Genomic DNA, 26,654 nt, shown 5'->3' on the forward strand with positions numbered 1-26,654 from the left:
AATGTAAGTAAAGGCTCTCAATCTGCCGGTACTGCGTTCGACCCATCGGTAAAACTCCGCTCAAGCCACTGCAGGTCCATCCGCTGAGTCTTCAGACGTTCAGCCTGAAAAATGCTCTGTAACTCGCGAAGAGACTGCTCAAGATCATCATTTCGAACGAGGTAGGAGTATTCACGAACACACCAGACTTCATCCTTCACCTTGCGAAGTCGGCTGAGGATTTCCTCCTGAGAGTCCGAAGCTCGACTCTGAAGTCTAGCACGGAGAACAGCCATCGATGGCGGTAGGATGAAGATAGAAACCGCATCGACAAACCCCTTCTTGATCTGCAGGGCGCCCTGAACGTCAATTTCAAGCAAGACGTCAACGCCCTGCTGAATCTTGTCCATAAGGGGTCCCCGAGGAGTTCCATACCAGTGGCCATAGACATGGGCATATTCCAAAAATTCGTCACGCTTCACCATGTCGTGAAATAGTTGTTCCTCAATGAAAAAATACTCTCGTTCATGCTCTTCTCCGGAACGAGGTTTTCTCGTGGTCGCAGATACGGAATGCCACACCCCTGATATCGAAGCCACAATCTGTTTGCACAACGTCGTCTTTCCTGCCCCTGAAGGGGCTGAAACAATAAACAGGATCCCTTGACGCCCTGGAGCAGGTTGCCCGTCAGCCAGCCCGGAAGACAGATGGCGTGTGGTCGCTGGACTACTCATTGAACGTTCTGTATCTGCTCACGTAACCGTTCCAACTCTGTTTTCATTCGAACAACCTCTGCGGCAATCGCCGAATCATTCGCCTTTGAGCCAATGGTATTCACTTCTCGCCCCATCTCCTGCAGAAGAAAGTCCAACGTCTTCCCAACAGGCTCGTTGTGCTGAACAGCCTGTTCAAACTGTACCATATGCGCATCCAGTCTGACCAATTCTTCCGTAATGTCACATCGATCGGCATAGATGGCCAGCTCCTGGTTGAGTCGCGGAAGGTCCGGAATGGCATCTCCGAGTAGTTTTTCTACGCGCAGCTTCATCCGATCGAATGCGTCCTGTGTCACGGATGAAGCACGGCAGGAAACCACCGTCTTGCAGGTCCGTACACACGCTAGTCGGGAAAGAATGTCCTTCGCAAGCAGCCCCCCCTCCTTCTTGCGCATGGCGACCATATCACGTATCGCTTTTGCCCCCAACTGTTCGACAAGCTTGAAGAACTTTGGATCATCAGTTGATTGCTCAGACAGCACGATGACATCGCGAAACCCAGCCATCATGGCGATGTCAATCGATCCTTTCAGCTTCAACGTGCGTTGGAGGGCCCGAAGAGCTTGATGGTAGTGCTTTGCTAAATTCTCGTCAAGTTGAGGCACTCGTCCATTCCCTCGCGCTCCCTGGATCACGACCGTCAGATCCACGCGTCCACGGGCACAATGCTGCTGGATGGTCTTCTTAAGAACGTCCTCCAGCCCTCCCATTGATTTTGGCAGACGAATAGATGTTTCCAGAAAACGATGGTTGACGGATCGCACCTCGATCGTGACGGTCGCTTCTCCAGAGGTTCCCTGACGGCGACCAAAACCGGTCATACTCGTGATCATCTGGTCAGTTTCCCTTCCCACTTACAAACATTAGAGAGCACACAAGCACGACAACGGGGCTTCCGTGCAAGACACACGTATCGCCCATGAAGCAACAGACGCTGTGAAACATCCGTCCACTCAGCTTGTGGGTAGAGAGCCTGAAGATCACGCTCGATCTGCTCAGGGTTTTGTGAGCGGCTCAAGGCTAAGCGGTTCGCCATACGTTTCACATGGGTATCAACGACGACTCCCGGTTTTCCAAACACCCCTCCAAGAATCACGTTCGCAGTCTTTCGCCCAACACCGGGAATTGACGTCAATTCGTCCATCGTACTCGGTACGTGACCACCAAAACGGGTCGACACAGCCTGCGCACAGCCGACCAAATTCTTTGCCTTGCTCTTGTAGAAGCCCGTCGGTTTGATCAGCGACTCAAGATCGGCCTGCTCCGACATCGCCATCGACTGTGGGGTTGGATATCGTTGGAATAAAGCCGGTGTCACCTGATTCACCCGCCGATCCGTACATTGTGCGGAAAGAATCGTGGCAATCAAGAGCTCCCAGGGAGACCGGTGTGCTAACTCTATCCTCACCTCCGGTATGGATTGACGTAGTTGTAATGCGATTTTCGCTGCACGACCGGAGGGAGAGCCGGCCTTTCTACGATTGATCGGTATCATAGACGCCCGATTGTGCAGCGCCTACTCGTAAGTTGCAAGAGCAACCGCACCATTCCCGTGAGACACCTCGGCCGTTTGATCATCAACAGGCAACAATGCTTTCACGTGCGACTCCAGTCGAGTCAGCAGAGGACGCAGCGTGGGCGGCTGGAGCGCAGAGATCCCGACGGCTTCGTACCGTCGGCAGAGCCGTTCAACTTGTTGTGGCAATGCCCGGTCACATTTATTGAATACCAGCACTCTAGGAATCGTAGTCAGCTGAAGCTCGGCCAAGATGGTTTCCACAGCGGTGATCTGCACGTCAATATCGACGGCGCTGATATCGACGACGTGGAGCAGGAGATCCGCCTCGCGAAGCTCGTCAAGTGTCGTCCGAAACGCGCCAACTAATTCTGGCGGAAGATCGCGAATAAAACCCACGGTGTCCGTAATAATGACTTCACGGTCCTCGGGAAATCGCAACCGTCGGCTTGTTGTATCAAGTGTTTCAAATAGCCGATTTTGAGCTGAAACCTGACTCTTGGTCAAGACGTTGAGCAGGGTAGACTTCCCAGCATTGGTATACCCCACCAACGAAATCACAGGAAGCCCAAATCGCCCTCGTCGGGACCGTCGCCGGTCTTGATGCCGCGCAAACCGCGCCAATTCCCGCTCTAAATGCGTGATCCGCTCACGAGCTCGTCGTCGATCCGTCTCGAGTTTCGATTCACCAGGCCCCCGCGTCCCGATGCCTCCACCCAAACGCGATAACTGAGTGCCACGCCCCGACAATCGTGGCAACAGGTAGCGGAGTTGTGCCAATTCGACCTGAATTTTCCCCTCACGACTATGCGCACGCCGAGCAAAAATATCCAGAATCAGTTGCGTGCGATCAATGACTTTGATATCCGTCATTTCCGAAATGGCCCGGAGCTGGGCCGGCGAGAGCGTCTGGTCAAAGATGACCATGTCGGCCCCACGGTGAAGGGTTTGAATCAAGACGTCTTTCATTTTGCCGCTTCCCAACAGATAGCGCTGATGTCCGTCCGATGTTCGTTGGGCCATGCGATCGACAACCGTCACATCGGACGAGACCGCCAACTCCGCCAATTCAGTTAAGCGTTCCTCCTGCTCTGCTCGGCTTTTCGCGGACGCACTCACAAGAATTGCTGACTCCTTTCCATGTGCAACCGAGTACTGCGCACAAGCCTGCTGAAGTTCCGTTTCGAGCCTCTGAATAAACTCGTCGAACGCAACCCTAATGCTATGAAAGGGAGTCGACTGCCACACCTTGAACAATTGGCCTCCGGCATTCGGAGGCAGCAAACTCGCCATATACATGTGCCCCAGTTGACCATCAGCGGCAACACTGAGGACGCCAATGAGATCAAGTCGTAAGAAGGCAAGATCGGTGAGCACTTCCTGGTTCAGCGGCTGATCATGCAATTGCGTCCGAATAAATCGCAACCCACGAAGCGCCCGACTGCCGACACGGAACAAGGTGAGCGTCGCAGAAGAGAGTGTCAACTCCGTTCCCACGATGACTTCCTGAACCTGTCCCCGCCTGGTCAGCAGCACACCGATTGGTCGACGTAGTTCAAGCGTGAGTTGGCCCATCACCTTGGCCAGATCCGGCGACATGATTATGTCAGTCGCCACGCGACGACGATACAGCCGTTCAAGCGCGACGAGCTGGCTCGCGCGAAGCCCAGCAATATGACCACGGATGCTAGAGATGGTCCTTCTCCTTCTACTTTGGGAATCCCGTCGTGGCCAAGCGCCTCTCAGTCAACGTCATGGCCCCCTCCATCGGGAAAATGTCCAGATCTGAAGAACTGGGCTCTCCACACATCAACCGTTGACGCCCCGCCGACGCAATCATGGCCGCATTGTCCGTACAGAACTCCAATGGCGGAAGCGAAAGTTGGAACTGCCCAGGCTCCGCTCGTTCGTTCAATAGCGCACGTAGCCGCGAGTTCGCTGACACGCCCCCTACCACCGCAAGCGCAGATAGTTTCGACTGCTTCAAAGCCGCCAAAGACTTCGTCACCAAAACCTGTACGATGGCCTCTTGATACCCAGCCGCAAGATCGGCGACCTGCTCAGGCCTGAGCGGAACGGTCCTTCCGCGTAACTTATAGAGTAATGAGGTCTTAAGACCACTGAAGCTAAATTCAAGACTACCCCTTGACCCATGATACCGGGGAAATGGAATGACCTGTCGATCTCCGCCCCGGGCAATTTGGTCAATGGCCGGTCCTCCAGGATAGCCTAGCCCGAGCATTTGAGCTCCTTTATCAAAAGCCTCGCCGGCTGCATCGTCACGAGTGCGTCCAAGCAGAACACACTCACCATTCACCTCACGGCGATAAAGATGCGTATGTCCTCCGGATACAACCAGAACAATGCAAGGAAGAGGAAAGGTCGGATCGGCTAACCATGCGGAGGCAATATGACCCTGCAAATGATTGACCCCGATAAGAGGAATGCGTAGTCCGTAACTCAAGGCTTTAGCATAGTTTACCCCGACAAGTAATGCCCCAGCTAATCCCGGCCCTTGAGTGACTGCCAGAGCCTGAAGATGACGTTTCTCAACCTGAGCTTGTTCCAATGCGCGCATTACCACCATATCAATCTTTCCAAGATGGGCCCGGGCTGCCAATTCTGGAACCACTCCACCGAATTTTTCATGGACGGAGTGCTGCGACGCCACAACATTGGAAAGCACCGCTCCATTGGAACCAAGGACCGCAGCGGCGGTTTCATCACACGAAGATTCGATACCGAGGATCGGTCCCGATTTCCAGACCATCTAGCGAGGATCTTCCTGTGCTCAAATCCCGACAGCCATCATAGCTGACGAGGCCACCAAACCTTCTTGAAATAAAACGGCCTCTGTAGCCAGATGCTACAGAGGCCATGTCCATCGTATTGAATCGCTGAACAACCACAGACGGGCATTACACCCCAGCCATCGCCTCCTGCTCAATAAAGGCCGGAGCCCCATCTCGCAAGACCACCTTCACCTTACGGCTTTCCTTAAAGCGCCCCCGGATCAGTTCATCAGAGAGGGGATCGCCGATAGCACGTTGGATGGCCCTTCGCATCGGTCGTGCCCCATAGAGCGGCTCATAACCCTCTTTAATGAGCCACTGTTTGACTTCATCATCAACCTCAATCTCAATCCCTTTGTCAACCAGCCTCAGATTCAACTCATGGAGAAGGATGTCCAAGATATTGTAGAGCTGTTCCTTCTCGAGCTGATGGAAAATAACGATTTCATCAATACGATTCAAAAACTCTGGGCTGAATGACTTGCGAAGCTCTCCGAGCACCTCTTCCTTTTTCCGACGTGCGGCTTCGCCTTCCGTACTCTGGAACCCTAGCGACACACCCTTCTGGATCATCTTCGTCCCGATGTTGGACGTCATAATGACCACAGTATTCTTAAAATCGACTTTTCGGCCAAGGCTGTCCGTCAGAACCCCGTCATCTAACACTTGGAGCAGCACATTAAACACGTCGGGATGCGCTTTCTCAATTTCATCAAACAGGACAACGGAGTAAGGCCGACGACGAACCTTTTCCGTCAGCTGGCCTCCCTCCTCATACCCCACGTAGCCCGGAGGGGCGCCGAAAAGCCGAGAGCTAGTGAATTTCTCCTGATATTCTGACATATCAACGCGAATCAACGCATCCTCGCTGTTGAATAGAAATTCCGCCAGAGTCCTGGCAAGCTCTGTCTTGCCGACCCCTGTCGGCCCAAGGAAAATAAAGGAGCCAATTGGTTTCTTTGTCTCTTTTAGACCAGCTCGAGAACGCCGAATGGCTCGGGCAACGGCTGAAATCGCCTCGTTTTGGCCGACTACCCGCTTGTGAAGAAATTCTTCCATTCTCAGGAGCTTATTTGATTCTTCCTCTTCCAGCTTGAAGAGTGGGATACCCGTCATTTTTGAAACAACGTAAGCGACATCTTCCTTGCCGATCACGGGCTTATTTTTTTCCTGGTTCTTTTTCCACTCTCGCTTGGATTCATCAAGGAGTTTGCGTAACCGCTCTTCTTCTTCACGGTGTCGAACCGCTTCCTCAAAGTTCTGCGTAGAAATTGAGAGCTCTTTCTCACGGGCAACTTTCTTCAGTTCTTGCTCCATGGCCTTCAATTCTGAAGGAAGTGCGTAGGTCTGCAGCTTAGCGCGTGATCCGGTTTCATCAATCAGGTCGATCGCCTTATCGGGCAAGAACCGATCAGTGATGTACCGATCAGACAACTTGACGGCCTCCACGATCGCATCCTCCGTAATCTCCACTCCATGGTGTTCTTCATAGCGATCTCGAAGTCCTTGAATAATACGGACGGTTTCATCCATATTCGGTGGCTGGACATAAATCGGTTGGAATCTCCGCTTCAATGCCCCATCTTTTTCGATATGCTTCCGGTACTCATCTAATGTCGTCGCGCCGATACACTGAATTTCTCCTCGCGAAAGCGCGGGTTTCAACATATTCGATGCATCAATGGATCCCTCAGCCGCTCCAGCACCAACCAGGGTATGAAGTTCGTCGATGAATATAATGATGTTGCCAGCCTGAACTATTTCCTTCATTACAACTTTGAGACGCTCTTCAAACTGTCCACGGTATTTTGTCCCTGCCACAAGAGACCCTAAATCTAACGCGATGACTCGACGTGAGAGCAGGTTGTCTGGCACTTCTGATTGGATGATTCTTTGAGCAAGCCCTTCGACTATGGCCGTTTTCCCGACACCCGACTCTCCAATGAGCACCGGGTTGTTCTTGCTTCGCCGGCTAAGAATCTGCAAGACGCGCTCGATTTCGTCCGCCCGACCAATCACTGGATCCAATTGACCTTCTTGAGCCAACTGGGTCAGGTCTCGACCAAATTCATCCAACGCCGGGGTATTGCTCTTCCGATCACGCTCACGCGGAGCAGATTTCCGCAAAAAGGTTACAGTTAACTGACGTGCGGTCAGTAAGTTTGCCCCCAGGCTTCGAAGGATTTTTCCACCGATCCCTTCCTCTTCACGCAACAGCCCGAGGAGCAGATGCTCGCTCCCAATGTGATTATGGCCCAGTAACCGAGCCTCCTCAACCCCATACTCAATGACCTTCTTGACCCGTGGGCTAAAGGGGATTTCCCCAAACGTCATCGTTGTTCCCCCGCCGGGCAGGTTACGTTCGATCTCCAGTCGAATCTGCTCAGTCGATAATCCCATCTTCTTCAGGATCATGAGGGCAATCCCATCGGACTCACGAAGGATCGCCAAGACCAGATGTTCGGTGCCCAAATAGTCGTTCTGGTGTCGCTCAGCCTCCTCACGCGCAAGGATGATGATCTTTCGACCCTTATCCGTAAATCGTTCGAACATCCTGCCTCCTTCTCGGTGAGTGATACCCCGGCCGCATTCAAGCAAACCCTTGAAAAACCTTGCTCTGATTCTAACCACAGTACGTTTGAGAGTCAAGATTGAGTAGAGAACGAGACTGGGAAGCAAGGTTCTGGTTTCTGAATTCCGTGGTCTCCTGTGCAAGTAGATTGCAGGACAGCTCGATTGCCCTCCAGTCATAGATTCAAGAGACGCATCCTTTCCTGCTAGGCTGTGGTCCATTGGGTCGCTACGGATTGCACGCTGGCAGAACAAAAAGTTGCTCACACACTCCTTACAAAGAGAATACGAAAAACCCAACAGCCTTTCCGTTGACATAAAATTACGCATCCCGATACAATGACTATTCTCATCCGCCCACCCACATGCTTGGCATTCATGAAAAGTAAAAGTGTTGGGATTTTGACGAAGCCAAAGTTCCCTGAGGTAAAGACCACGCTGCTAGGCGTAGTAGCCTGGCTTCGTGAGCATCACATCGATGTCTTACTTGACACGACCTCCGCACTGTTATTGAACGAACTCGGAGGAGTCCCTAAAACTCAACTCGCGCAACAAGCCGATGTTCTGTTGGTACTGGGAGGGGACGGAACCATTCTCAGCGCAGCACGGCTTTCAGCTGAACGAAGTATTCCGATCCTGGGAGTCAACATGGGAGGGCTCGGATTCCTGACGGAGGTCCGACTCGACAACCTCTATCCATCTCTCGAACGAGTCTTCGCCAACGATTTCGCCCTTGATGAACGGCTGATGCTTACCACGCATATCCACCGGCATGGAGAAACTGTCGCGCAAGGCGTCGTGCTTAACGATGTGGTGATCAGCAAAGGCACCTTGGCTCGCATGATTGAACTACATGTTGCAATTGGCGGCCAATTCGTAACGAATCTTCGTGGAGATGGCCTCATTATCGGAACACCCACAGGCTCTACCGCTTATTCACTCTCGGCCGGGGGCCCGATCATGAATCCCGGCCTCCAGGCGCTCATCCTGACACCAATCTGTCCACACACCTTAACTCACCGACCCTTGATCGTGCCCAACAATGCCGTGATTGAAGTCACACTGACGAGTAAAGATGATGGATCAATGGCAACGTTGGATGGGCAAGTCGGCGTGGCCATGACACAGGGCGACACCGCCGTTATCCAAGCTTCAGAGAGCCGGACTCGGCTCATCAGGTTTCCGGAAAGCCACTATTATGAAGTCTTACGGGAAAAGTTAAAGTGGGGACATAGTTAAGGACGGGATAACGATCTATCGGCTTCAACTACTCGTCTGTTCGATATACTTCAGCATATCCTGGTTCGCCGAAAACTTGAACTCACCGATACAGTCGGTCTTCTCGGAGAACGAACGTTCAGCCGCATCTAGAGCCCCCAACCCATTCACATCAACCGGACGACTCTGCCGTTGCTTTAACTTCGTGTGCAGGCGGTCCAGCACGATGTTCACCCCTCCCCCGCCAGACTTAGCGCCCAAATACCGTTCAACCACCTCCGCACACCAATCTCCATCACGTTTTGCAACACCAACGAGGCCTTCACTGGCTTTTCGAGCCCAACCCGCCAAGAACACCCCTTCCATGACCTTGCCCGTCGATTCATCGTAAGCCTGAAACAGGGCATCATCAGGATCATTCCCCGTCTTGTTGGGATTAGTGGTAAACACTCCGTTCTTATAGGGAAGACCGACTGTCTCATCGACCCTATCGCCGACGGCAAACACCACTGAATCACAAGGAAACTCATAGTACGTTTTTAGGCCGACAGCGACCGTATCCTCTCCTTTGGGATCGAGCCGATTGTCTTCCATTTCAAGTCCGCGAACACGATTGTTGGGATCAATGAGAATCCGTTTTGGAGAGGCCAGGAAACGAAAGCCCATCTTTGTCTCAGACACCTTGGGTTCGCATTTAGTAAACTCGCCGGTAAAGGCCTTCAGGACTTCATCAGGATTTTGGCCGACCCTGGTGAGACGGTCCTTGATGCGACTAAACTCAGCGCTGATCCCCTCAAGGTCCATATTGGCACAGATACTCCGAATCTCCTTGGGATTGTATTTTCGTTCGACCGGCCCACGTCTCACGATCGCCGTAACCCGTTCGACCTGTTTATAGCGGGTTAACCAGTGGGCAATATCCACCATCACGTCACCAGCTCCGATCACCGCAACGTGCTTTCCCATGTCAAACGGGCGATCCCCAAATCCCGGGAGTCGGTTAAAGTGATAGACGACGTCCTTTGCGTGGAACACGCCTTGTGCAGAATCTCCTTCCACACCAATGGCTTTGGTTCCCTGAGCACCGATCGTAAAGACAACCGCGCTCGCTCCCAACCCACACACCTCTTCAACTGTGAGGTCCTTGCCGTTCCCAATCGTGACGTTCCCTAAATAATGGACGTTCTTCTGTTGAAGGAGCTCCCAGTACTGTTTTTTAAGACCACCGCGAAGCTTCAACTTGGATGGGAAGATCCCATATTCCGCCAACCCACCAAATTTTATGTCACGGTTTAGGATGATCACCTCATGCCCGACCTTTGAGAGAGCAGCCGCCACCGCCATACCAGCCGGCCCTGCCCCTGCCACAATAACGACATGCGTCTGCAATCCGCTCATGTTCAATCGCCCTTCAGGATGTACGTAGAAAAGCCTTGATTATCAACGATCGGCGGACTGTAGCATAGCGATTCCCGCACTGTCAAAATGGACAGCGTATTGGTTACTAAAGGGAAAAGCCATCCATATGCCTCTACTTGCACAGTTCTTGCGGGTCGTCTACAATCCACACGCTTCCACAGGAGGGTGGGCGGATCACACGCAATATCCGTTTCGGTCTTGCTCCTAAATATCCAGAACAGCCAATGCCGATCTTGTTCTAGATAGGCAGAGCCATCACAACCAGTGAGACTCGGCAAGGTTCTTCATGTCCTCGCATCAGGTGACTGCCTCATCAGACACTGGGCCCCAAGCCACTTCGATTCACTTCCATCCGGCTTGCAAGAATGGCCAGCCAGTCGCTCCCAAGCGATTGCGCCGAGACGAAGCATACCTTGTACCGGATTTTGACCAAGCCGAAGTACTCATTGCTCAAGGCGTTAATAGCGCTCGCGTGGCAATTAGCGATAGAGCCTCAGTAAACGATCATGACCCGGGATACGCTCAAGTGGCGGGAGAGCTACAGCTCGTGCCTACCTCACCATTCACCTTTGAGGAATCTATCCTTGTGGTTCTTCCGACCTATAATGAGCGTGCCAATCTAGAGGCACTCGTTACGGCAATCGGCCAATATCTCGTAACCGATATTGTAATAGTGGATGACAATTCACCGGATGGAACCGGTGAACTGGCTGATCAGCTCAGCACCCGCCACCCTCATGTCCATGTGCTCCATCGGCCAAGAAAGGAAGGGCTCGGGCCGGCCTACATCGCGGGCTTCCAGTGGGCCCTCCAGCGACCGTATGATCGAATCATTGAAATGGATTGCGACTTCAGTCATGCCCCGTGGGATCTTCCCCGCTTAGTTCACCGCAGCCACACAGCCGACTTGGTCATTGGCAGTCGCTATGTTCCTGGCGGTGGAACGGAAAACTGGAACGCCCGCCGACGCCTCGTGTCCCGATGCGGCAACAGCTATGTAAGCCTCTTTCTAGGCTCGATCATTCAAGACTGGACCGGAGGCTTTCGGTGTTATCGCCGGGGACTGCTGGAGAGGATGGCTTTGTCGACGGTGCAAGCCAAGGGATACATTTTTCAAGTGGAGTTAGCCTGGCGAGCTGTGCAGCTTGGAGCGACGGTCAGTGAACTCCCTATTCGATTTATAGCTAAGTTCACAATCATTGATAGGCCTTGACGATGTCGTCGAGCGTGGCTTGCTCCTGATATTCCCGGCGTTTCTTCAGCACGGCGAAGTCCCGCTCGATGGGATTGAGGTCGGGGGAATAGGGTGCAAGGAATAGCAAGGTCGCCCCAGTCGCCTTGATGAGCTGCGCTGTTTCGGGCGAGGTATGAAAGGTGGCATTGTCCATGATGACGAGATGGTGGGCGGTCAGGCGCGGGCACAATCTCGTCTGCAGCCACGCGTTGAAGACCACGGTATCGCAGGTGCCTTTGAACAGACAGGGCTCTACCAGTTGCCCATCCATACGAGCGGCAATGAGCGAGGTGCGTGGCCGTCGATGCCCGGACACCAGGCCATCTACACGCTGGCCTTTCGGCGCGTATCCATAGCGCCGCACCGTCGACGGGGCAAACCCACATTCATCGATGTAGACGGGCTGTTTGCCGCGTCGCAGAAACCGTTCACGAAGACGGAGGAACCGTCGTCGTTGGAGAGGGTCACGTTCTTGGTAGCCCATCCTTTTTTTTATGCGTGACGGCCAGTTTGCGCAGCGCGTTCCAGATGCAATGTCGGGAGACGTGGAAATGCCGCGCCCGTTCTGCTTGTATCCGATCGGGATGGTCCTCCACATGACGGCGTAACTGCTCCCAATCCAATTTGTGGGCCCGACGAGGACCAGGACGCTGGTACGTTAGGCCACCAGGCTTGAGCCAGCGGTACACGCTCGCCTCACCGACTTTGAACCGCCGAGCCGCGTCGGCCTTGCTTCCCCCACTTCGGACAAAATCCACGACCCGTTGGCGCAAATCTGGTGAACATCTCATGCCCGCATGATCGCTAAAGTCCACTGCCTATGTCCATCAGTAATTGAGGGCTTGGCTATAGCGACCGTATCTTAGGTCAGAGCAAGCTGGGGTGGCCATCGATCATCGAAGGGTTGATGGAAGTGCCCAGGATGTGCTTTAGAGGATCAACGAGGCAATAAAGCCCCTCTCCCCTCCGGACTTGTCGTCAGTCTTGCTCGTCGCCTTCTAAAAGCCCTAGAGAAGGGGATCAGCTGGGCTTCCGTGAACAGAGCGCCCGGCTATTCATACAGGGGCCTATGAGCAATGTGACCGGCTCAGAAGATTCAAGCTTGGTTAAATCAATAACCAGCTCATCTTTAGCGTTGGCAAAGACCCCGTCAAGCAAGCTGCTTTGCAGGGGAATCATCGCCTCAACCGGCTGAAACAGCAGATCAAAACCCTTGGCCGCGGTCGGCCTCATAGGATAGCGGCGGTCGTAGATCATGCCATAGGCTGGAATCCCGTAAATGATCCGCCAGTTACCCAGCAAAAAATGCAACTCCGCGCCATGGATATACAATCCACCCGTCGTAATAATGCGCCGAGCAAATGTTTGCGGTTGGCTGAGATAAAACGTGACACGCTCGTTATAGGCGGCTTCTGCCAACGCTTCCGCCAGTTGAGACGACAAGAGCGTTATCTCCTCATCCGTGAAAGCCTGAACCAATGGAGACTCCCCAAGAAACCACCGTTGCAGTACGGTCCGGTGTTCCTGCACCTTCATTCCCGTCAAGATTGTACGTATGGTGCCAGCTTCTATGAGAAAAGGATGGGTATGGTGAGTGGGTGGCCATTCAGCGAGCACATCGGCATCTTCTTCGAGCCGCACATAGTTCACAGGATCTTCGTACACAATCCGTGACGGAATGTGCGGCACCGCGCAACCGATCAATAATATGATGGGGAAAAGAGTCAGAAACACGATGAGCGCCGACATCACCGTGTTGAGTTTTCGAGCGTGCGACTTCCGATATTTCACCCCTCCTTCCCCCTTTTTCACCCCTCGCTGATCGTGACGGTCATCTCAGCACGCTCCAATGGATTGTCCCTGCCATCACGCTTCATACCGACAATCTTGTCGGCGACGTCCATACCGCTCACCACCTCTCCAAAGACCGTATATTGCCAATCGAGGAAGTTTGCGTCTGCGACGCAGATAAAGAACTGCGACCCGGCGCTATCCGGATCATTGGCTCGAGCCATCGAGACGATCCCTCGCTTATGGGGAGTGCTGTTGAACTCTGCCTTCACTTTGTACCCAGGCCCACCCATACCATGTGAGGAACGATCTGGGCTCTTACTATTTGGGTCCCCTCCCTGAATCATGAATCCAGGAATCACTCGGTGGAACGTTGTCCCGTCGTAGAATCCCTCTTTGGACAGCTTGATGAAGTTCGCGACATGACCGGGTGCCACATCGGAAAAAAACTTGAGCATAATGTCACCGATCGGTTGCCCCTTGCTGGTTACAGCAATCGTCGCTTGGACTTTGTCATTTTTCTCAGCCATTCGATGTATCCTTTCTCACATTATCGAAAGAGAAACGGCGGTGGCGCAACTCCAGCCTCCAGCCCCTCATTCACGGCAATCCATGAACTCCCGTCGTCGCTCCGAAACACTCCGGAACTTGTTCCGGCATAGAGTCCGGTCTCCTTGGATCCGATCAACACCTGGATAGCCTGGTTCGTCAATCCCTTATTCACCGGAGTCCATTGCTTCCCCTGATCCACCGTCTTAAAAATTCCATTCCCCGTCGCCACAACCAATGTCCGATCGCTCGACACAATACCCCGGATGGAATCATTGGGTAATGCCCGGCTGATCGGTCGCCAGGTCAGTCCACCATCAGCACTGCGGAAGACACCGCCATCGAACGTTCCGGCGACAATGTTCTGGTCGTGATCAATGACGAGGACGCGGATGAAGTTTTCGATCAGCCCCTCATGGTCTTTCAAGCCATGATGCAGCCGCACCCACCCTGATGAACGAGGGCTGAAGCGAAAGAGGCCTTTCCCCGATGTTCCGGCGAATAACGTTCCATCAGGCGAACGAGCCAAGGCATGAACCAAAATATCATCCAATCCAGTCGTGACGGGAATCCAGTGATCGTCCGAGTGCCGCAGACGATAGACACCATCACCCGTTCCAGCAAAGAGTTCCTGATCAACTGCCAGGAGAGCCTTCACCTCCATCTGTTTGAGCCCGGTGCTCACCGGTTGCCACGAGCGGCCGTCGTCACGCGAACGAAACACTCCCCCGCGAAACGTACCGGCGTAGACCGCACCATCCTTGGTGGAGGAGAGGCTCAGAATAAACGGATCAGTCACTCCTCCCCCCGCTCGAGCCCATGTTGACCCACGATCGGCGCTACGAAAGATGCCATGTCCAAATGACCCAGCGTAAATCGTCCCATGGCCATCCATGACGAGCGCTTGCACACTCGCGACGGATTGTTCAAACGGGCCGGGCGATGATGAGTGATCTGCCATCGGGGTCGGTATCGGAGACGACACGAGATGCGTCTGAAAGGCCTCACCCCCTACCACATACAGAAAACCAGCTCCCACGAGCAGGGTCACCGTAAGAAGAGCGATCCGATAAACCTTCACAAGCCGAGCCGTCATCGCACCCTCGTTCCTGCAGTATTGATCGGCAGATCCGGATCAAGCGGCAAATCAACGTCGCTGTGAGTCAGATTCCGTCCAAACATACGCGCGCCAAGAATCCCGACCTCGTACAGCGCCATCAGAGGAACGGCCATGAGAAGCATCGTAAATAGTGTCGCGTCTGGCGTGACGACCGCCGAGACAATAAGACAGAGCAAGATGGCATGCTTACGGTACTGAGCGAACTGGTGTGCAGAAACGAATCCCGTCATCGCCGCAAGGGTCATGGCCAACGGCAATTCGAACGCACACCCAAAGATCAGCAAGAACTTCACATTGAAATCAATATAGGTCCCCACACTGAGTTGTGGGGTCACGTCACGGTCCAACCCAAAACTCACAAACCACTCGATCACGAGCGGCAGGATCACTACATTGCAAAACACCAATCCTAATGCGAACAACCCGCCGGCAATCATAAACAGCGGGATGGCCCAGCGTTGTTCGGTCGGCAACAACGCTGGTTCAATGAACTTCCAACACTGGTAGAAAATGACCGGCAGACTCAGGATCACTGCCGCCAACAACGAGACCTTGATCGAAGCGAAGAGCGCCTCCGTCGGCCCATAAAATGCCAGCTGGTTTGGAAATGGGCGATTCAGCCAGGCCACCATTTCCGACGAAAACGTGAACGTGAGCACCAGTGAGCCCACCACCGTCGCCCCGATGATGAGCAATCGACGCTTGACGGCTTGAATGTGAAGGGCAAGCGGATGAACGACGTGCTGCATAAAACTGGCTAAGAGTTCTAAATTTGTATGGCAAGCGGCTGATTACCGTGCTGGCTCCAGTTGTTGGTCCCGATACAGACGAATGAATTCTGCCAGCTTGTCTTTCTTGACCAACTTCTCTTTTTGAATCCGCTTTTTCTCGATCTCTTCGTTTGGCGTCAGCACATGACGTCTTTGCAGCTCATTGAGTTCAAGGTCCAGGCGATGGTGAGACTCTTCCAGCTCTCGAAATTCCGTATTGGTGTGGCGAAGTTGTAACATGATCGCATCTTCAGTCAACATACGACACCTCCTCTGGTTAGAGTGAATCTGACAACAGTGAGTCACCTCCTGAGCGGCATGTTCGATCTCGCTGCCGCTCACCTGGCAGTACAAGCGGATTTATTTCCATTAAGAGCGCGTCTTCAGTGGGATGGGTGTAATACTGCGGACGTTTACCGACCTGAATAAACCCCATCTGCGTGTACAACGACCGTGCAGCATCGTTCGAGGCTCTGACTTCGAGGATCGCTCGAGTCGCGGCCTGTTCAAGCCCCAAGCGGCAGGCCTCCATCACCAACGCCCGTCCCACTCCCTGTCTGCGCATCGTCCCTTGGACTGCCAAATTCATCAGCCGCAGCTCTTCAAATACAATCCAAAAGCAATGATAGCCCAGAATCACTGAGTTCGCTTCCCCCCCCGACCAATCCTGGCGGAGCGCGACAAGAAAATGCGCGAAAGGATTCCCCGTTAACTCAGCTTCCAGCATTTTGCGCGTCCAAGGCGCCGAGAAGCAAGCCTCTTCTAGCGAAACAATCTCGGGCAACATCTCCGCTGTCGCTGGAAGAATGTGCAGATCCAACATCGCTCTCCCACCGCACAGAGGAATCACACCCTCGACCGTTTCCGGCCTCGCGCCAATCGCTCTGCCGTCTTCCGTTCAACCCGGCCTTGACGCCTCGCGACGGGTGACAGCCCTCCAGATCGTTCGTATTGGATGTCGGCCTCAGCCCGTTGGACATAGAGTGGAGCCACGACCTCACCGGCAACCTCCCCCCGTTGAAGCCGACTCATCCCAACACGAGCAACTGAGACAGCCGACGGCGTGAAGACATGTTCTGATCCGACCCTCACCGTGCCCGCCCTTGCGAGACGGTCGTGAGTCTCGGGGGCCATCGTCGTCCATCCCGCTCCAAATACCAACGTCGGTTCATGGAGACTCTGAACGAACACATGTTCCGTCCCGACCTGCTCCCCTAACACACGCTCGACATGCCCATCCACGCCTCGGCGAAAGATCGCCCAATACACTTCTCCCCGACGGCTGGGCAAGAGGGGACAAATCGGTATGGTGCTATCCACGTTCCAGGCCATGGCTTCCAATGTTGGGACAAGAATCAGGGGAAGTCCGGTTGCAGCCCGGAGTCCGAGGCCTGTGGCGAGACCGACTCGAATCCCTGTAAACGAACCCGGCCCAGCGGAACAGACCACCCCGCTCAGCTCATGAAGTTTCACCTGTGATTGCATCAGCAGGCGATCGATGGTCGGCAAAAGCAATGCGCCATGGGCCCCACCAGCCTCCTGCCCATGCTGGGCAAGCACGCCGGTTTCATCGAGAATCGCCACACTCTGCCACGTGGTGGCCGTTTCAATTGCGAGAATCTTCATCGCGGTTACAAAGCCTGTCCCAAGTCTTCCGCTGTGATGGTCTGATTCTGATGCAATTCATGGAAGGTGATTTGCACGGCTCCCTGCCCCCGTCCAGCCTCGAGAGAAATTTTGAACGGGCGTAGCAACCGAGCCTCTGTATCGGCGATGACCTGCGACGATACGGCACCTCCCTCATCGAAAGCCCGAAAATCATCGTAGTGAATCGTGGCCTCAATCTCCCCATCCCCACCAAGCCGATCCTCCTGCACCACCAACAGCCGATGATCAAACCAAAGACGGCGGATGAGTGTCCGCGACGAATGGCCACCCCCACGTGCGGTCCCGTAGATATCAAGACGATACCGACTCCGCTCCAGTACAAGCTTGGCGGTTTCGTCTTTGGCAAGCGCGTTCGCTCCCAAAAGACCTCCGATGGCCCAAGTACTCAATTGGGAGAAGCGCGCAAGATTCCCCTGATCTTTTAGGTCGGCTTGCGAACCGGTATAGACTTTCCCTTCCATCGGGAGCCGAAGCCTATACCACTCGTCAGCCTGCACGAATTCAAACAGCTCGCCTCCGAACGGAGTGAAGCCCTTGAGCCTCAAGGCATTCGGCCGTCGATAGTAGACTGTTCCCTCGACTCGGGAGAGAATCGGAATCAGCCCACCACGCACCTTGGCGCTGAACAAGCCTTTCATGGAATGGACTGCGGTATCACGTTGGCGCAACAGGGTGGTAAGGTCCTCCACCGTAACTCGCTTGAGCGACAGCTCTTCCTTGGGACCAACCAGTGCGCAACCCGTAAGCAAGACAAGCGGCCCAAGGAGAATGACGAAGAACAGACGCGTCATGATCATCGGTGATGAACTCGGCCTCTCTGCCAACAAACTACGCCAAGACCACGTCGAGCGCCTCTCTGACCTCGTGAATCCCAATCAACTCTATTCCCTCGATCGGATCCAGCTTCGACAAGTTTCGCTCTGGTAAGAGGCAGCGCTTGAACCCCATCTTTGCCGCTTCACGGATGCGCGCCTCAGCCTGACTGACCGCGCGGACCTCCCCGCCTAAGCCGATCTCGCCTAACATCAAAAACCCCGGTTCAACCGGGATATCTCGCAGGCTCGATGCGACCGCCGCCACAATCCCCACATCAATCGCCGGCTCGTCGATATGCATGCCACCGACGACATTCACATAGACGTCCTGTCCGGAGAGATGCACACCCAACCGTTTTTCCATCACCGCAAGCAACAGGGAGACACGATTCAACTCCACCCCATTCGCCATCCGCTTGGGCATAGCATAGCTCGTCGAGGACACCAGCGCCTGTAGCTCAACAAGGATCGGTCTTGTCCCTTCGAGACTCGACACCACCACCGATCCAGCACTCCGCTGGGAACGTTCGGCCAAGAACAACTCAGACGGGTTACTGACTTCTTCGAGCCCGGCGTCCTTCATCTCGAATACACCGATTTCATTCGTTGATCCGAATCGATTCTTGACGGCCCGGAGAATGCGATAGCTATGGCCTTTGTCACCCTCGAAGTACAACACCGTATCGACGATGTGCTCCAACAATCGCGGCCCGGCGATGGCCCCTTCCTTCGTGACATGTCCGATGATGAAGACCGGGACGCCGGCGCGCTTCGCAAACCACATCAGTTGTCCCGCCACCTCTTGGACTTGGCTGATGCTGCCCGGAGCCGAGGTGATCTGTTCCGTGTATACCGTCTGAATAGAATCGACGACTACCGCAACCGGTCGAACCTCCTGAATTGATTTCAAGATCAGTTCGAGTGACGTTTCAGCCAAAATCAGCAGATGCGGATGTTCGATCCCCAACCGCTGCCCCCGCATTTTGATCTGCCGAGGCGATTCTTCCCCTGAGACATAGAGAACCGGGGCCTCCTTCGTCGCCAACCGTGGCAAGGCCTGGAGTAACAACGTGGTCTTCCCGATGCCAGGATCACCACCGATCAAGATCACCGAGCCGGGAATGACACCACCGCCCAAGACTCGATCAAACTCCCCGATGTGGGTCAACCGACGGTCCTCACCAACCACTTCGATCTCGGCGATGGGTGTGGCCTTGGCTTGAGCTGTTTTCAAGTCAGCAGGCCGACCCTTGCCGGTCGCCGCTTGCCGCTCTTCTTTCATCGTATTCCAACCGCCGCAATCAGGACAGCGGCCGAGCCACCGTGGCGATTGATGACCACAAGCCTGGCAGGAAAAGGTCACTTTTGATTTCAACGATGGATCCTCACAGCGAACAATCGAGCTACCGGCTATCTTAATGGATGGTGAATGGGAAGGAAAGGACCAGCCCTGCATGCTGACATCACGCTGTCGATGGGATAAATCTCAAGATTTGCGATATCCTGGCCGATATCGCTTAGTGACAGCCTACAACGGCCTATGAAAAAGCACATCCGAATCGATGAATTAACGCTGGGCATGGTGGTCGACAAGCTCGACCGGTCTTGGTTGAGCACACCGTTTTTTTGTCACAGGATGACGATCACCTCCACCAAGCAGATCGCGCAGCTGAAAGCCTGTGGCGTGCAGACGCTGACCGTCCGCGTGGAGGCCGAAGAGGTCCCTGAAGAAGCACCGACACCATCGACTCCAGAGGACAAACCCATCGACTCGACAAATGAATTGCCGGATCCCGTCCCATCCTCCACTCCTACATATGTCCCTTTCGAGGAAGAGCTACCGGCTGCCAAGCAGGTCTATCAGGCCGCCAAGACGATTGTGCAAAACGCGATGCAAGACGTACGGCTGGGACGAGCGCTCAATGTCGATGCCGTGCAAACTGTCATCAGTGATATGACCGAGAGTGTCTTTCGCAATCCAGACGCCCTCCCCAGTCTGTCACGGCTCAAGCGATTCGACGAATACACCTTTTACCACTCCGTGAATACCGCCCTACTCGCAATGTCTCTGGGCCGGAGCCTTGGCTTCGATCGATCGATGATTCATCTCGCCGGCGTCGGCACACTCTTGCACGATATCGGAAAGATGAAGGTCCCTCTCGAACTTCTCAATAAACCTGGTCGGTTCGAGCCTCATGAAATGGAAATTGTGAAACAACATGTGCTCAGGGGTGTCGAAGTCCTTTCCTGCACGACCGGCCTGGGCGACACGTACATCCAGCCGGCACTAGAACATCATGAGCGAGTCAACGGCGACGGCTATCCGCATCGACGCGCTCATCAAGACATCAGTCAGGTCGGTCTGATCACCGCGATTGTCGATATCTATGACGCCATGACAAGCGACCGGGTCTACCATAAGGGCAAACCGGCCCATGAAGTCCTCCAATTGCTGTATCGGCTCTCGCTCGAAGGTCACCTCGACCCCACACTCGTGCAACGATTTATCCAGGTCGTCGGAGTCTATCCGGTCGGATCAGTGGTGGTGCTAAATACTGGTGAGACCGGCATCGTCAAACGCATCAACCATAATGCGCCACTGGCACCAGTGATACTGTTCGTCAAGGGCGCTGGAAATACGCTCCTCTCACACCCACAGGAAGAGGATCTCTCTCAGCAGACAGCGACACCCCCTCGGAGCATCAAAACGGTTCTCCACCCCCACCAGACCGGTATTGACCCAGACGTCTACCTCGATAAGAAAGCAGCGTAGCCTCAGGCATAAGATCCTGCGTTTCTCTCGTCTATCACCACCACACCGGAACCGCTACGGCTCATTGCACCTCAAGATTTGCGAATAGTGGTCCGATATCACGTAGCGAAGGATCCGATTGACCGCATCATAACCATGAAAAAGCGCATTGGAATCGATGAACTAAAACCAGGGATGCTGGTTGAACAACTGGACCGGTCCTGGCTGGATACGCCGTTTTTTCGGCATAAGATGACCATCACTTCAACCGTCCAGATCGCACAGCTCAAAGCCTGCGGTGTGCAAACCCTGGTTGTGAGGACGGATGGAGAAGATGGAGAAGCAGTTGAAGCAGAAGCGCTCTCTGAATCGGACATCGCTACAGATCCTGTACTCACCGCAGGAGGAGAGCCAGCACCGATTCCCCAAATTGTTCCGTTCGAAGAGGAACTCCCGGCGGCAAGGCAGATCTATCACGCCGCAAAAACAATCGTGCAGAACGCCATGCACGACACCAGGCTGGGACGGGCGATTAATATGGAGGAGGTCAACCGAGTCGTCTCCGACATGACGGACAGTGTACTCCGAAATCCCGATGCCCTCACAAGCCTGACGAGACTGAAACAGTTCGACGAATACACTTTCTACCACTCCGTGAATACCTCGCTTCTCGCCATGTCCCTCGGACGCCATCTTGAGTTCAACCGAACTGCCTTGCATCAGGTGGGAGTAGGCACCCTGCTCCATGATGTTGGAAAAACCAAGATCCCTCCAGAAATCCTGAATAAGCCTGGCCGGTTTGAACCGCATGAAATGGAGATCATGAAGCAACATGTGCTCCGCGGCGTGGAAGTGTTGTCCACTACGACCGGATTGGGAGACTCCTACCTACGTCCTGCCTTGGAACATCATGAGCGGGTGGATGGTACTGGCTATCCGCACCGCCGAGTGAGACACGAGCTCAGCCAATTCGGCCTCATAGCCGCGGTTGTCGATATCTACGATGCCATCACGAGTGATCGATGCTACCACAAAGGTCGTGCGGCCCATGAAGCCCTCCAGTTTCTCTATCGGCTCGCGATCGAGGGGCACTTGGATACCACGCTGGTGCAGCAATTTATCCATGTCGTGGGGATCTATCCCGTAGGATCAGTTGTGGAGCTGAATACGGGCGAGACCGGAATCGTCAAAGAAGTGCATCACCATGCGCCGTTGGCACCGGTGGTACTCCTTGTGAAAAGTTCCGGCAATGCCCTCCTCTCGAATCCCCGCGAGCTCGATCTCGTGGCACAGATCGAAACACCTCACAGAAAGATCAGCGCCATCCTCGATCCAAAACAAGCGGGAATCGACCCGACCGACTATCTCGACAAGAAAGCGGCATAAATTCCCCACCATCATAGCGAACCACTCCCCCAAGATGGCATCCCAGCTGTCACTGCACGCTCTTGGTCTCACGTCAATTCCAAAACACACTATAAAGACTCCCGACCCCTATTTTTTCATAAGCAATATACTCATCACTTTTCCGAAACTACATTTTATAACTTACTTACAATCAGTCACTAGATTGACACTTCAGCCTCATGAAAGTGTCAAGACTTTGAAATCCTTCCACACGTTTAACTACGTAATTCACCAATCATTGGAGAATTGAGCGGTACCGATTTGGCGCGGCTCTTGCTTCCCTCAGTCTACAGCTATGCATCTCACTACCTAGGAGGGATCGATGGAATGTCCAAAGTGTAAAGGGACAATGATGCTAGAGCGGTTCTCGGATTTCTTTCTCGTCTTCTATGCCTGGAAATGTTTCAACTGCGGAGCCATTATCGACCGCACCATCGCCGAGAATCGCAGAAAAAGTCTGGCAGCCAGCGAATCCCAGACCGTCGGCACACGCTAAGGACATCCTGACCATTGCGGGCTCGAATTCCGGGCCCGCAGGATCCAACAAGCACGACAGACCAAGAGGATCCTGACCACTGATTTGTGCAAATCGTCGGTGTCTACCCGGTCATATAGGTCTTGCAGCTGAAAGCAGGTGAGACCGGGATCGGCAAACAGGTTAACCAGTGGGCGCCACTGGCGCCGGCGTTGCCTTGTGAAAAGTAGAGGGATGCCCCCTCCGCAGACATCTGCACGAGCCAGATCTCGTCATGGAGGTAGCAACTCCCTGTCGGGAGATCACAGCCATCCTCGATCCCGAAACAAGCGGAAAACGCCCAGACCGACTACTTGGATAAGAAACCAGGCTGAGAGAACACTATCGTCTGTGAGGAACGAAGAGGATGATACTGATCTTCGTCCAAACCGGCCCGGTCCTAGCGATTGCTCTTGAGCATGCTGTTACACCGATCCACTCGACGCTGCCCCACCCAGATCATTCGCAATCAGCCTGAACTGTTCGAGGGCGGATTCAAGATCGTCGACGATTTCTTGGGCGATGATGTCGGGGTTGGGAAGGTTGGCGGAGTCTTCTAAGGAGTCGTCTTTGAGCCAGAAGATATCGAGACTGGCTTTGTCGCGGGCGATGAGGTCGTCATAATCGTAGGCACGCCAGCGGCCTTCGGGCTTCTTGTCAGACCAAGTGGCTTTGCGGGAGTGCCTGTTCGTCGGGTTGTAGCACTTCACGAATTCGTCGAGGTCTTCGCGCTTGAGCGGATCGGTCTTGAGCGTGAAGTGTTTGTTCGTACGGAGATCGTAGATCCAGAGCTTTTTGGTCCAGGGGGTCTCACTCGCGGGCTTCTTGTCGAAAAAGAGCACGTTGGCTTTTACGCCCTGCGCGTAGAAGAGCCCGGTCGGCAGACGCAGGAGGGTGTGCACATCGCACTCGTGCAGGAGCTTGCGGCGCACAGTTTCCCCTGCCCCGCCTTCGAAGAGGACATTGTCCGGCACCACGACGGCGGCGCGGCCATTCTGCTTCAGCAAGGTTTTGACATGCTGCACGAAGTTGAGCTGCTTGTTTGAGGTTGTCGCCCAGAAGTCGTCACGCTCGACGACATCCCGTTCTTTTGAAACCTCGCCCTCTTCTCCGACGATCGTCGTGCTGCTCTTCTTCCCGAATGGCGGGTTGGTCATGACAATCTCGAATCGATCGCCAGGGTCACTCGCCAAAGAGTCCACTCCAGCCTTAATCGGTAATTCCTTATCGCTACCGATCCCGTGAAGCATCAAGTTCATGGCACAAAGCCGCGCGGTACTTTGGACCAATTCCCACCCCTTGAACGTGCCTTGCTTGAGCTGCCGCTTTTCATCCTTGGTTAGGTTGGGAGAATGCTTCACGATGTAGTCGTGCGCCGCCAGAAAGAATCCGCCGGTCCCGCAGGCCGGGTCGCAGGTGGTCTCACTGGACTTCGGGCCAATGGCCTCAACCATCGCTTGGATCAGCGGCCTGGGCGTGAAGTACTGCCCCGCACCGGACTTGGTGTCTTGCGCGTTCTTTTCGAGTAAGCCCTCGTAGGCATCCCCTTTCACGTCGGCGCTCATCGTGGACCAGTCTTCTTTGTCGATCAGATCCACAATCAGCCGCCGAAGCTTGACCGGGTCCTGAAACTTGTTCTGGGCCTTGGTAAAGATCAGGCCGAGCATGCCCTTTTCCTTACCCAGTTCTTCCAGAAGATGTCGGTAGTGATCGAACAGATCGTCGCCGTCATGCTTCAGGAGGCTGGGCCAACTGTACTTGTCGGGAATAATGCTGAGTGGTTGGTTGCCCGCCTGCGCGCCGTGCGCGGGCAGGTACGGCGGCTTCGTGCGCTCGTCGGCCATCTTGAGGAAGAGTAAATAGGTCAATTGCTCGACGTAGTCGCCGTAGGACATTCCATCATCCCGCAACACATTGCAGTAATTCCAAAGTTTGCTAACAATTGCAGAAGTAGTCATGGTCTCCGTTGGTCGTCGCGCCTGTCTGCGCCAAGCAAAGCGCGGCAGGCAGGGAGGACGTTGCAGTAGTTCCAGAGTTTTTGGACGATTTGGGAAGTGGGGCTCACTTGGCTATCCAAGCAAGCTCACGAAGACGCTGGTACGCAACACGGATATGCTCTGGGCGGAACATCTTCTGCTTTCTCTCGTTCCATCCATGCACTGACTCTATAGCTGCCTCTGGGGTAATTGCCTTTGGCTTACTATGCGTGCAAACCCAGTGGACGGAAGAAAGAAGCTCCATACCGTAAGGAGTCTCGAACCCTTGAATAAGGTTGCTCACGCGATTCACCCGGACGATCGGCAGCGGATGTTGGCTGAGGTATAAGTCAGCCTCTTTCGCCGCATCGGGAAGCAACTCAATTTCAGTGTCAGGCCTCTGACTGTCGCCATACCCGCGAATGAGATGTCCCTCAATTCGTTCCAATACTTTGTTCAGGTTTGCAGCGTACGGGCCATAGGTCCCCGCCTGGAACCGTAAGCGAAGAGGCTCGCCCGCCTCCTGAAGAAAGTACATCAGCTTTTGGATTTCAAGAAGAGTGAGACGGTAACTCAAAGACTCATATTGGTGCATGACCTTCACGAATAGAGCACGGCTGATGGTCATCTCCGGTCTTTTCGTGTTGACCGGCATGGTCTTAGCCTCTGGCGAGCCTGAAGGACTGAACAAGTGCACCTGTGTATCAGGCAACTCAGCAAAAGCCGCTTCAATGAGTGGGCGAACAGCTTGCCAGTCCAAACCGCCATTCCCACAGCCGAGCGGAGGTACTGCAATCGAGCGGATTCCCAGCCGCCTGATATCCTCGACCAACGCACGGAGACCGTTTCGGATGTCCTCAAGCCTAGACTTTTCTCGCCAATGTCGCTTGGTGGGGAAATTAATGATGTATCTGGGATTGACCATTCGGCCAGACTCCCAAACCAGCATATGCCCTGGACGAACTTCCTTCGCACGACAAGCCTTGGCATAAGCATCGAAGTTATCAGGCCAAGCTTGCTTGAACTGCAAAGCAATACCTTTGCCCATGAAACCGTCGCAGTTAACGGTATTGACGAGGGCTTCCGCGTCAGTTTGGAGAAGGTTGCCTGTAGTGTTACGAATCATAGGTAGAGCGGTCACCAATAATACCAATTCCGATCAACCCTGACTACCCTCCTCTGACCTGCAGGGAAAGCGGCCAGGATTGTCTCAACGCGTTGTTTCATCCTCCCATCAATCACCACAATCTCCTGAATCAAAGACCACGGACAGCACTGGTGCACAAGAAACTCAGCCTGTTTCTTACGCTTACGATCCATGTCATCGATGGTGTCTGTCCAATACCGCTCGTTTACTAATGTCCAGTCAACTGCATCCAGCTTGTCGAGGTTGTCGAACCATTGAGAGAAGGTAACCAGTCCATGGCCATCCGAGAACACGAACCTGATACCCGCTGTCTCCAGGGCTTGAGCCGACGAGACAAGATAGACCAGGGGATCCTGTCCTTCGCTATAACCTTCTACGCGTCCGGTTTTCAGGTTTAACAACATCGGAGACAGACAGCCGAAATAGAATGGGACATAATCGTGAATTGTCCCACCCGGCCCCAAACGAATAGACGTCTGAGCACGAGCACTCTGAATTGCAGCGCTATGACAGAATCGATAGGACAACCCGTCATTCGGCACATGATTCGGAGCATGAAGACCGCCTCGCCGAATGATCGTGTCAAGGTTGTCCACGTGGGTGAATCGAAGAATTGGGGTAGGATTGGGAGGCATCTATC

General features: G+C 54.0%; 26 protein-coding genes. 5 read left to right on the top strand and 21 right to left on the bottom strand.

Annotated features, from left to right (window positions below):
- Nucleotides 1-17: 17 nt before the first annotated feature.
- From gmk to COMA1_RS19860, 6 genes are all read right to left on the bottom strand, one after another.
- Nucleotides 18-713 carry a guanylate kinase gene (gene gmk, locus COMA1_RS19835; RefSeq protein WP_245631167.1) on the bottom strand — a complete coding sequence of 232 codons (696 nt, stop codon included), beginning with the start codon at nucleotides 711-713 and terminating at the stop codon, nucleotides 18-20.
- Nucleotides 710-1,588, bottom strand: a complete 879-nt coding sequence (locus COMA1_RS19840) for a YicC/YloC family endoribonuclease (RefSeq protein ID WP_090751269.1) — start codon at nucleotides 1,586-1,588, stop codon at nucleotides 710-712. The genes gmk and COMA1_RS19840 overlap by 4 nt, the downstream gene beginning before the upstream one ends.
- Nucleotides 1,585-2,250, bottom strand: coding sequence for an endonuclease III (gene nth, locus COMA1_RS19845; RefSeq protein ID WP_090751270.1), 666 nt, complete (start codon nucleotides 2,248-2,250; stop codon nucleotides 1,585-1,587). The genes COMA1_RS19840 and nth overlap by 4 nt, the downstream gene beginning before the upstream one ends.
- Nucleotides 2,251-2,271: 21 nt before the next feature.
- On the bottom strand, nucleotides 2,272-3,870 hold the full coding sequence (gene hflX / locus COMA1_RS19850; protein ID WP_176698207.1) for a GTPase HflX: 1,599 nt from the start codon (nucleotides 3,868-3,870) through the stop codon (nucleotides 2,272-2,274).
- Nucleotides 3,871-3,979: 109 nt separating this feature from the next.
- A complete protein-coding gene (tsaD, locus tag COMA1_RS19855; RefSeq protein ID WP_090751272.1) occupies nucleotides 3,980-5,041 on the bottom strand; it encodes a tRNA (adenosine(37)-N6)-threonylcarbamoyltransferase complex transferase subunit TsaD in 1,062 nt (353 codons plus the stop codon).
- 148 nt (nucleotides 5,042-5,189) lie between these two features.
- Nucleotides 5,190-7,616, bottom strand: coding sequence for an ATP-dependent Clp protease ATP-binding subunit (locus COMA1_RS19860; RefSeq protein WP_090751273.1), 2,427 nt, complete (start codon nucleotides 7,614-7,616; stop codon nucleotides 5,190-5,192).
- A gap of 396 nt (nucleotides 7,617-8,012) precedes the next feature.
- Here COMA1_RS19860 and COMA1_RS19865 point away from each other — a divergent pair, with 396 nt between their 5' ends.
- On the top strand, nucleotides 8,013-8,873 hold the full coding sequence (locus COMA1_RS19865) for an NAD(+)/NADH kinase (RefSeq protein ID WP_090751274.1): 861 nt from the start codon (nucleotides 8,013-8,015) through the stop codon (nucleotides 8,871-8,873).
- A 24-nt stretch (nucleotides 8,874-8,897) separates the two neighbouring features.
- Here the strand turns inward: COMA1_RS19865 and COMA1_RS19870 are convergent, their stop codons facing one another.
- The gene (locus tag COMA1_RS19870; protein ID WP_090751275.1) at nucleotides 8,898-10,250 is read right to left on the bottom strand and encodes an FAD-dependent oxidoreductase; all 1,353 of its coding nucleotides are present in this window, start codon (nucleotides 10,248-10,250) and stop codon (nucleotides 8,898-8,900) included.
- Nucleotides 10,251-10,557: 307 nt separating this feature from the next.
- On the opposite strand from COMA1_RS19870, the gene COMA1_RS19875 reads away from it, so the two are divergent.
- Nucleotides 10,558-11,484, top strand: a complete 927-nt coding sequence (locus tag COMA1_RS19875; RefSeq protein WP_090751276.1) for a polyprenol monophosphomannose synthase — start codon at nucleotides 10,558-10,560, stop codon at nucleotides 11,482-11,484.
- Here the strand turns inward: COMA1_RS19875 and COMA1_RS19880 are convergent.
- From COMA1_RS19880 to radA, 11 genes are all read right to left on the bottom strand, one after another.
- On the bottom strand, nucleotides 11,468-11,989 hold the full coding sequence (locus COMA1_RS19880; RefSeq protein ID WP_090750782.1) for an IS630 family transposase: 522 nt from the start codon (nucleotides 11,987-11,989) through the stop codon (nucleotides 11,468-11,470). The two genes, COMA1_RS19875 and COMA1_RS19880, sit on opposite strands and share 17 nt — an antisense overlap.
- Nucleotides 11,970-12,296: an IS630 transposase-related protein gene (locus COMA1_RS19885; RefSeq protein ID WP_141654397.1), complete on the bottom strand. Its 327-nt coding sequence runs from the start codon at nucleotides 12,294-12,296 to the stop codon at nucleotides 11,970-11,972. Before COMA1_RS19885 ends, COMA1_RS19880 begins: the two co-directional genes overlap by 20 nt.
- A 229-nt stretch (nucleotides 12,297-12,525) precedes the next feature.
- Nucleotides 12,526-13,296 carry a hypothetical protein gene (locus tag COMA1_RS19890; RefSeq protein WP_176698208.1) on the bottom strand — a complete coding sequence of 257 codons (771 nt, stop codon included), beginning with the start codon at nucleotides 13,294-13,296 and terminating at the stop codon, nucleotides 12,526-12,528.
- A gap of 17 nt (nucleotides 13,297-13,313) precedes the next feature.
- Nucleotides 13,314-13,826: a peptidylprolyl isomerase gene (locus COMA1_RS19895; RefSeq protein ID WP_176698209.1), complete on the bottom strand. Its 513-nt coding sequence runs from the start codon at nucleotides 13,824-13,826 to the stop codon at nucleotides 13,314-13,316.
- A 20-nt stretch (nucleotides 13,827-13,846) separates the two neighbouring features.
- Nucleotides 13,847-14,941 carry a ligand-binding sensor domain-containing protein gene (locus tag COMA1_RS19900; RefSeq protein ID WP_090751278.1) on the bottom strand — a complete coding sequence of 365 codons (1,095 nt, stop codon included), beginning with the start codon at nucleotides 14,939-14,941 and terminating at the stop codon, nucleotides 13,847-13,849.
- Entirely contained in the window at nucleotides 14,938-15,714 is a 777-nt protein-coding gene (gene tatC / locus COMA1_RS19905; RefSeq protein ID WP_090751279.1) for a twin-arginine translocase subunit TatC, read from the bottom strand. The genes COMA1_RS19900 and tatC overlap by 4 nt, the downstream gene beginning before the upstream one ends.
- 42 nt (nucleotides 15,715-15,756) lie before the next feature.
- A complete protein-coding gene (locus COMA1_RS19910) occupies nucleotides 15,757-15,996 on the bottom strand; it encodes an HP1242/YdcH family protein (protein WP_090751280.1) in 240 nt (79 codons plus the stop codon).
- Nucleotides 15,997-16,012: 16 nt separating this feature from the next.
- Nucleotides 16,013-16,558 carry a ribosomal protein S18-alanine N-acetyltransferase gene (gene rimI / locus COMA1_RS19915; protein WP_090751281.1) on the bottom strand — a complete coding sequence of 182 codons (546 nt, stop codon included), beginning with the start codon at nucleotides 16,556-16,558 and terminating at the stop codon, nucleotides 16,013-16,015.
- A gap of 23 nt (nucleotides 16,559-16,581) precedes the next feature.
- Complete coding sequence (tsaB, locus tag COMA1_RS19920) at nucleotides 16,582-17,361, bottom strand: tRNA (adenosine(37)-N6)-threonylcarbamoyltransferase complex dimerization subunit type 1 TsaB (protein ID WP_090751282.1); 780 nt, start codon at nucleotides 17,359-17,361, stop codon at nucleotides 16,582-16,584.
- A 5-nt stretch (nucleotides 17,362-17,366) separates the two neighbouring features.
- A complete protein-coding gene (locus COMA1_RS19925) occupies nucleotides 17,367-18,200 on the bottom strand; it encodes a hypothetical protein (RefSeq protein ID WP_090751283.1) in 834 nt (277 codons plus the stop codon).
- Between the two features lie 31 nt (nucleotides 18,201-18,231).
- Nucleotides 18,232-19,593 (bottom strand): DNA repair protein RadA, encoded by a 1,362-nt coding sequence (gene radA / locus COMA1_RS19930; protein WP_245631168.1) that lies wholly within the window; start codon nucleotides 19,591-19,593, stop codon nucleotides 18,232-18,234.
- A 165-nt stretch (nucleotides 19,594-19,758) separates the two neighbouring features.
- Between radA and COMA1_RS19935 the strand changes: the two genes are divergently transcribed.
- From COMA1_RS19935 to COMA1_RS21275, 3 genes are all read left to right on the top strand, one after another.
- On the top strand, nucleotides 19,759-20,991 hold the full coding sequence (locus tag COMA1_RS19935) for a cyclic di-GMP phosphodiesterase (RefSeq protein WP_090751285.1): 1,233 nt from the start codon (nucleotides 19,759-19,761) through the stop codon (nucleotides 20,989-20,991).
- Nucleotides 20,992-21,126: 135 nt separating this feature from the next.
- Entirely contained in the window at nucleotides 21,127-22,356 is a 1,230-nt protein-coding gene (locus tag COMA1_RS19940) for an HD-GYP domain-containing protein (protein ID WP_090751286.1), read from the top strand.
- A 343-nt stretch (nucleotides 22,357-22,699) separates the two neighbouring features.
- Complete coding sequence (locus COMA1_RS21275) at nucleotides 22,700-22,873, top strand: hypothetical protein (protein WP_090751287.1); 174 nt, start codon at nucleotides 22,700-22,702, stop codon at nucleotides 22,871-22,873.
- A 443-nt stretch (nucleotides 22,874-23,316) separates the two neighbouring features.
- Here COMA1_RS21275 and COMA1_RS19950 read toward each other — a convergent pair whose 3' ends face one another.
- From COMA1_RS19950 to darT, 3 genes are all read right to left on the bottom strand, one after another.
- On the bottom strand, nucleotides 23,317-24,849 hold the full coding sequence (locus tag COMA1_RS19950; RefSeq protein WP_090751288.1) for a type I restriction-modification system subunit M: 1,533 nt from the start codon (nucleotides 24,847-24,849) through the stop codon (nucleotides 23,317-23,319).
- A gap of 103 nt (nucleotides 24,850-24,952) precedes the next feature.
- On the bottom strand, nucleotides 24,953-25,993 hold the full coding sequence (gene darG, locus COMA1_RS19955; protein WP_090751322.1) for a type II toxin-antitoxin system antitoxin DNA ADP-ribosyl glycohydrolase DarG: 1,041 nt from the start codon (nucleotides 25,991-25,993) through the stop codon (nucleotides 24,953-24,955).
- A gap of 11 nt (nucleotides 25,994-26,004) precedes the next feature.
- Complete coding sequence (gene darT / locus COMA1_RS19960; RefSeq protein ID WP_090751289.1) at nucleotides 26,005-26,649, bottom strand: type II toxin-antitoxin system toxin DNA ADP-ribosyl transferase DarT; 645 nt, start codon at nucleotides 26,647-26,649, stop codon at nucleotides 26,005-26,007.
- Between the last annotated feature and the right edge of the window lie 5 nt (nucleotides 26,650-26,654).

The sequence above is a fragment of the Candidatus Nitrospira nitrosa genome, assembly GCF_001458735.1.
Taxonomy (GTDB): Bacteria; Nitrospirota; Nitrospiria; order Nitrospirales; family Nitrospiraceae; genus Nitrospira_D; species Nitrospira_D nitrosa.

Excerpts from the sequence above, each read along its gene's own strand:
- darG (WP_090751322.1), bottom strand. The coding sequence starts at position 25,993 with ATGATTCGTAACACTACAGGCAACCTTCTCCAAACTGACGCGGAAGCC.
- COMA1_RS19935 (WP_090751285.1), top strand. The coding sequence starts at position 19,759 with ATGAAAAAGCACATCCGAATCGATGAATTAACGCTGGGCATGGTGGTC.
- tsaB (WP_090751282.1), bottom strand. The coding sequence starts at position 17,361 with ATGAAGATTCTCGCAATTGAAACGGCCACCACGTGGCAGAGTGTGGCG.
- tatC (WP_090751279.1), bottom strand. The coding sequence starts at position 15,714 with ATGCAGCACGTCGTTCATCCGCTTGCCCTTCACATTCAAGCCGTCAAG.
- rimI (WP_090751281.1), bottom strand. The coding sequence starts at position 16,558 with ATGTTGGATCTGCACATTCTTCCAGCGACAGCGGAGATGTTGCCCGAG.
- hflX (WP_176698207.1), bottom strand. The coding sequence starts at position 3,870 with ATGTCGCCGGATCTGGCCAAGGTGATGGGCCAACTCACGCTTGAACTA.
- COMA1_RS19870 (WP_090751275.1), bottom strand. The coding sequence starts at position 10,250 with ATGAGCGGATTGCAGACGCATGTCGTTATTGTGGCAGGGGCAGGGCCG.
- COMA1_RS19885 (WP_141654397.1), bottom strand. The coding sequence starts at position 12,296 with ATGAGATGTTCACCAGATTTGCGCCAACGGGTCGTGGATTTTGTCCGA.
- COMA1_RS19900 (WP_090751278.1), bottom strand. The coding sequence starts at position 14,941 with ATGACGGCTCGGCTTGTGAAGGTTTATCGGATCGCTCTTCTTACGGTG.
- COMA1_RS19860 (WP_090751273.1), bottom strand. The coding sequence starts at position 7,616 with ATGTTCGAACGATTTACGGATAAGGGTCGAAAGATCATCATCCTTGCG.
- tsaD (WP_090751272.1), bottom strand. The coding sequence starts at position 5,041 with ATGGTCTGGAAATCGGGACCGATCCTCGGTATCGAATCTTCGTGTGAT.
- COMA1_RS21275 (WP_090751287.1), top strand. The coding sequence starts at position 22,700 with ATGGAATGTCCAAAGTGTAAAGGGACAATGATGCTAGAGCGGTTCTCG.
- COMA1_RS19910 (WP_090751280.1), bottom strand. The coding sequence starts at position 15,996 with ATGTTGACTGAAGATGCGATCATGTTACAACTTCGCCACACCAATACG.
- COMA1_RS19895 (WP_176698209.1), bottom strand. The coding sequence starts at position 13,826 with ATGGCTGAGAAAAATGACAAAGTCCAAGCGACGATTGCTGTAACCAGC.
- COMA1_RS19840 (WP_090751269.1), bottom strand. The coding sequence starts at position 1,588 with ATGATCACGAGTATGACCGGTTTTGGTCGCCGTCAGGGAACCTCTGGA.
- COMA1_RS19940 (WP_090751286.1), top strand. The coding sequence starts at position 21,127 with ATGAAAAAGCGCATTGGAATCGATGAACTAAAACCAGGGATGCTGGTT.
- darT (WP_090751289.1), bottom strand. The coding sequence starts at position 26,649 with ATGCCTCCCAATCCTACCCCAATTCTTCGATTCACCCACGTGGACAAC.
- COMA1_RS19950 (WP_090751288.1), bottom strand. The coding sequence starts at position 24,849 with ATGACTACTTCTGCAATTGTTAGCAAACTTTGGAATTACTGCAATGTG.
- COMA1_RS19880 (WP_090750782.1), bottom strand. The coding sequence starts at position 11,989 with ATGGGCTACCAAGAACGTGACCCTCTCCAACGACGACGGTTCCTCCGT.
- gmk (WP_245631167.1), bottom strand. The coding sequence starts at position 713 with ATGAGTAGTCCAGCGACCACACGCCATCTGTCTTCCGGGCTGGCTGAC.
- nth (WP_090751270.1), bottom strand. The coding sequence starts at position 2,250 with ATGATACCGATCAATCGTAGAAAGGCCGGCTCTCCCTCCGGTCGTGCA.
- COMA1_RS19875 (WP_090751276.1), top strand. The coding sequence starts at position 10,558 with ATGTCCTCGCATCAGGTGACTGCCTCATCAGACACTGGGCCCCAAGCC.
- COMA1_RS19865 (WP_090751274.1), top strand. The coding sequence starts at position 8,013 with ATGAAAAGTAAAAGTGTTGGGATTTTGACGAAGCCAAAGTTCCCTGAG.
- COMA1_RS19925 (WP_090751283.1), bottom strand. The coding sequence starts at position 18,200 with ATGATCATGACGCGTCTGTTCTTCGTCATTCTCCTTGGGCCGCTTGTC.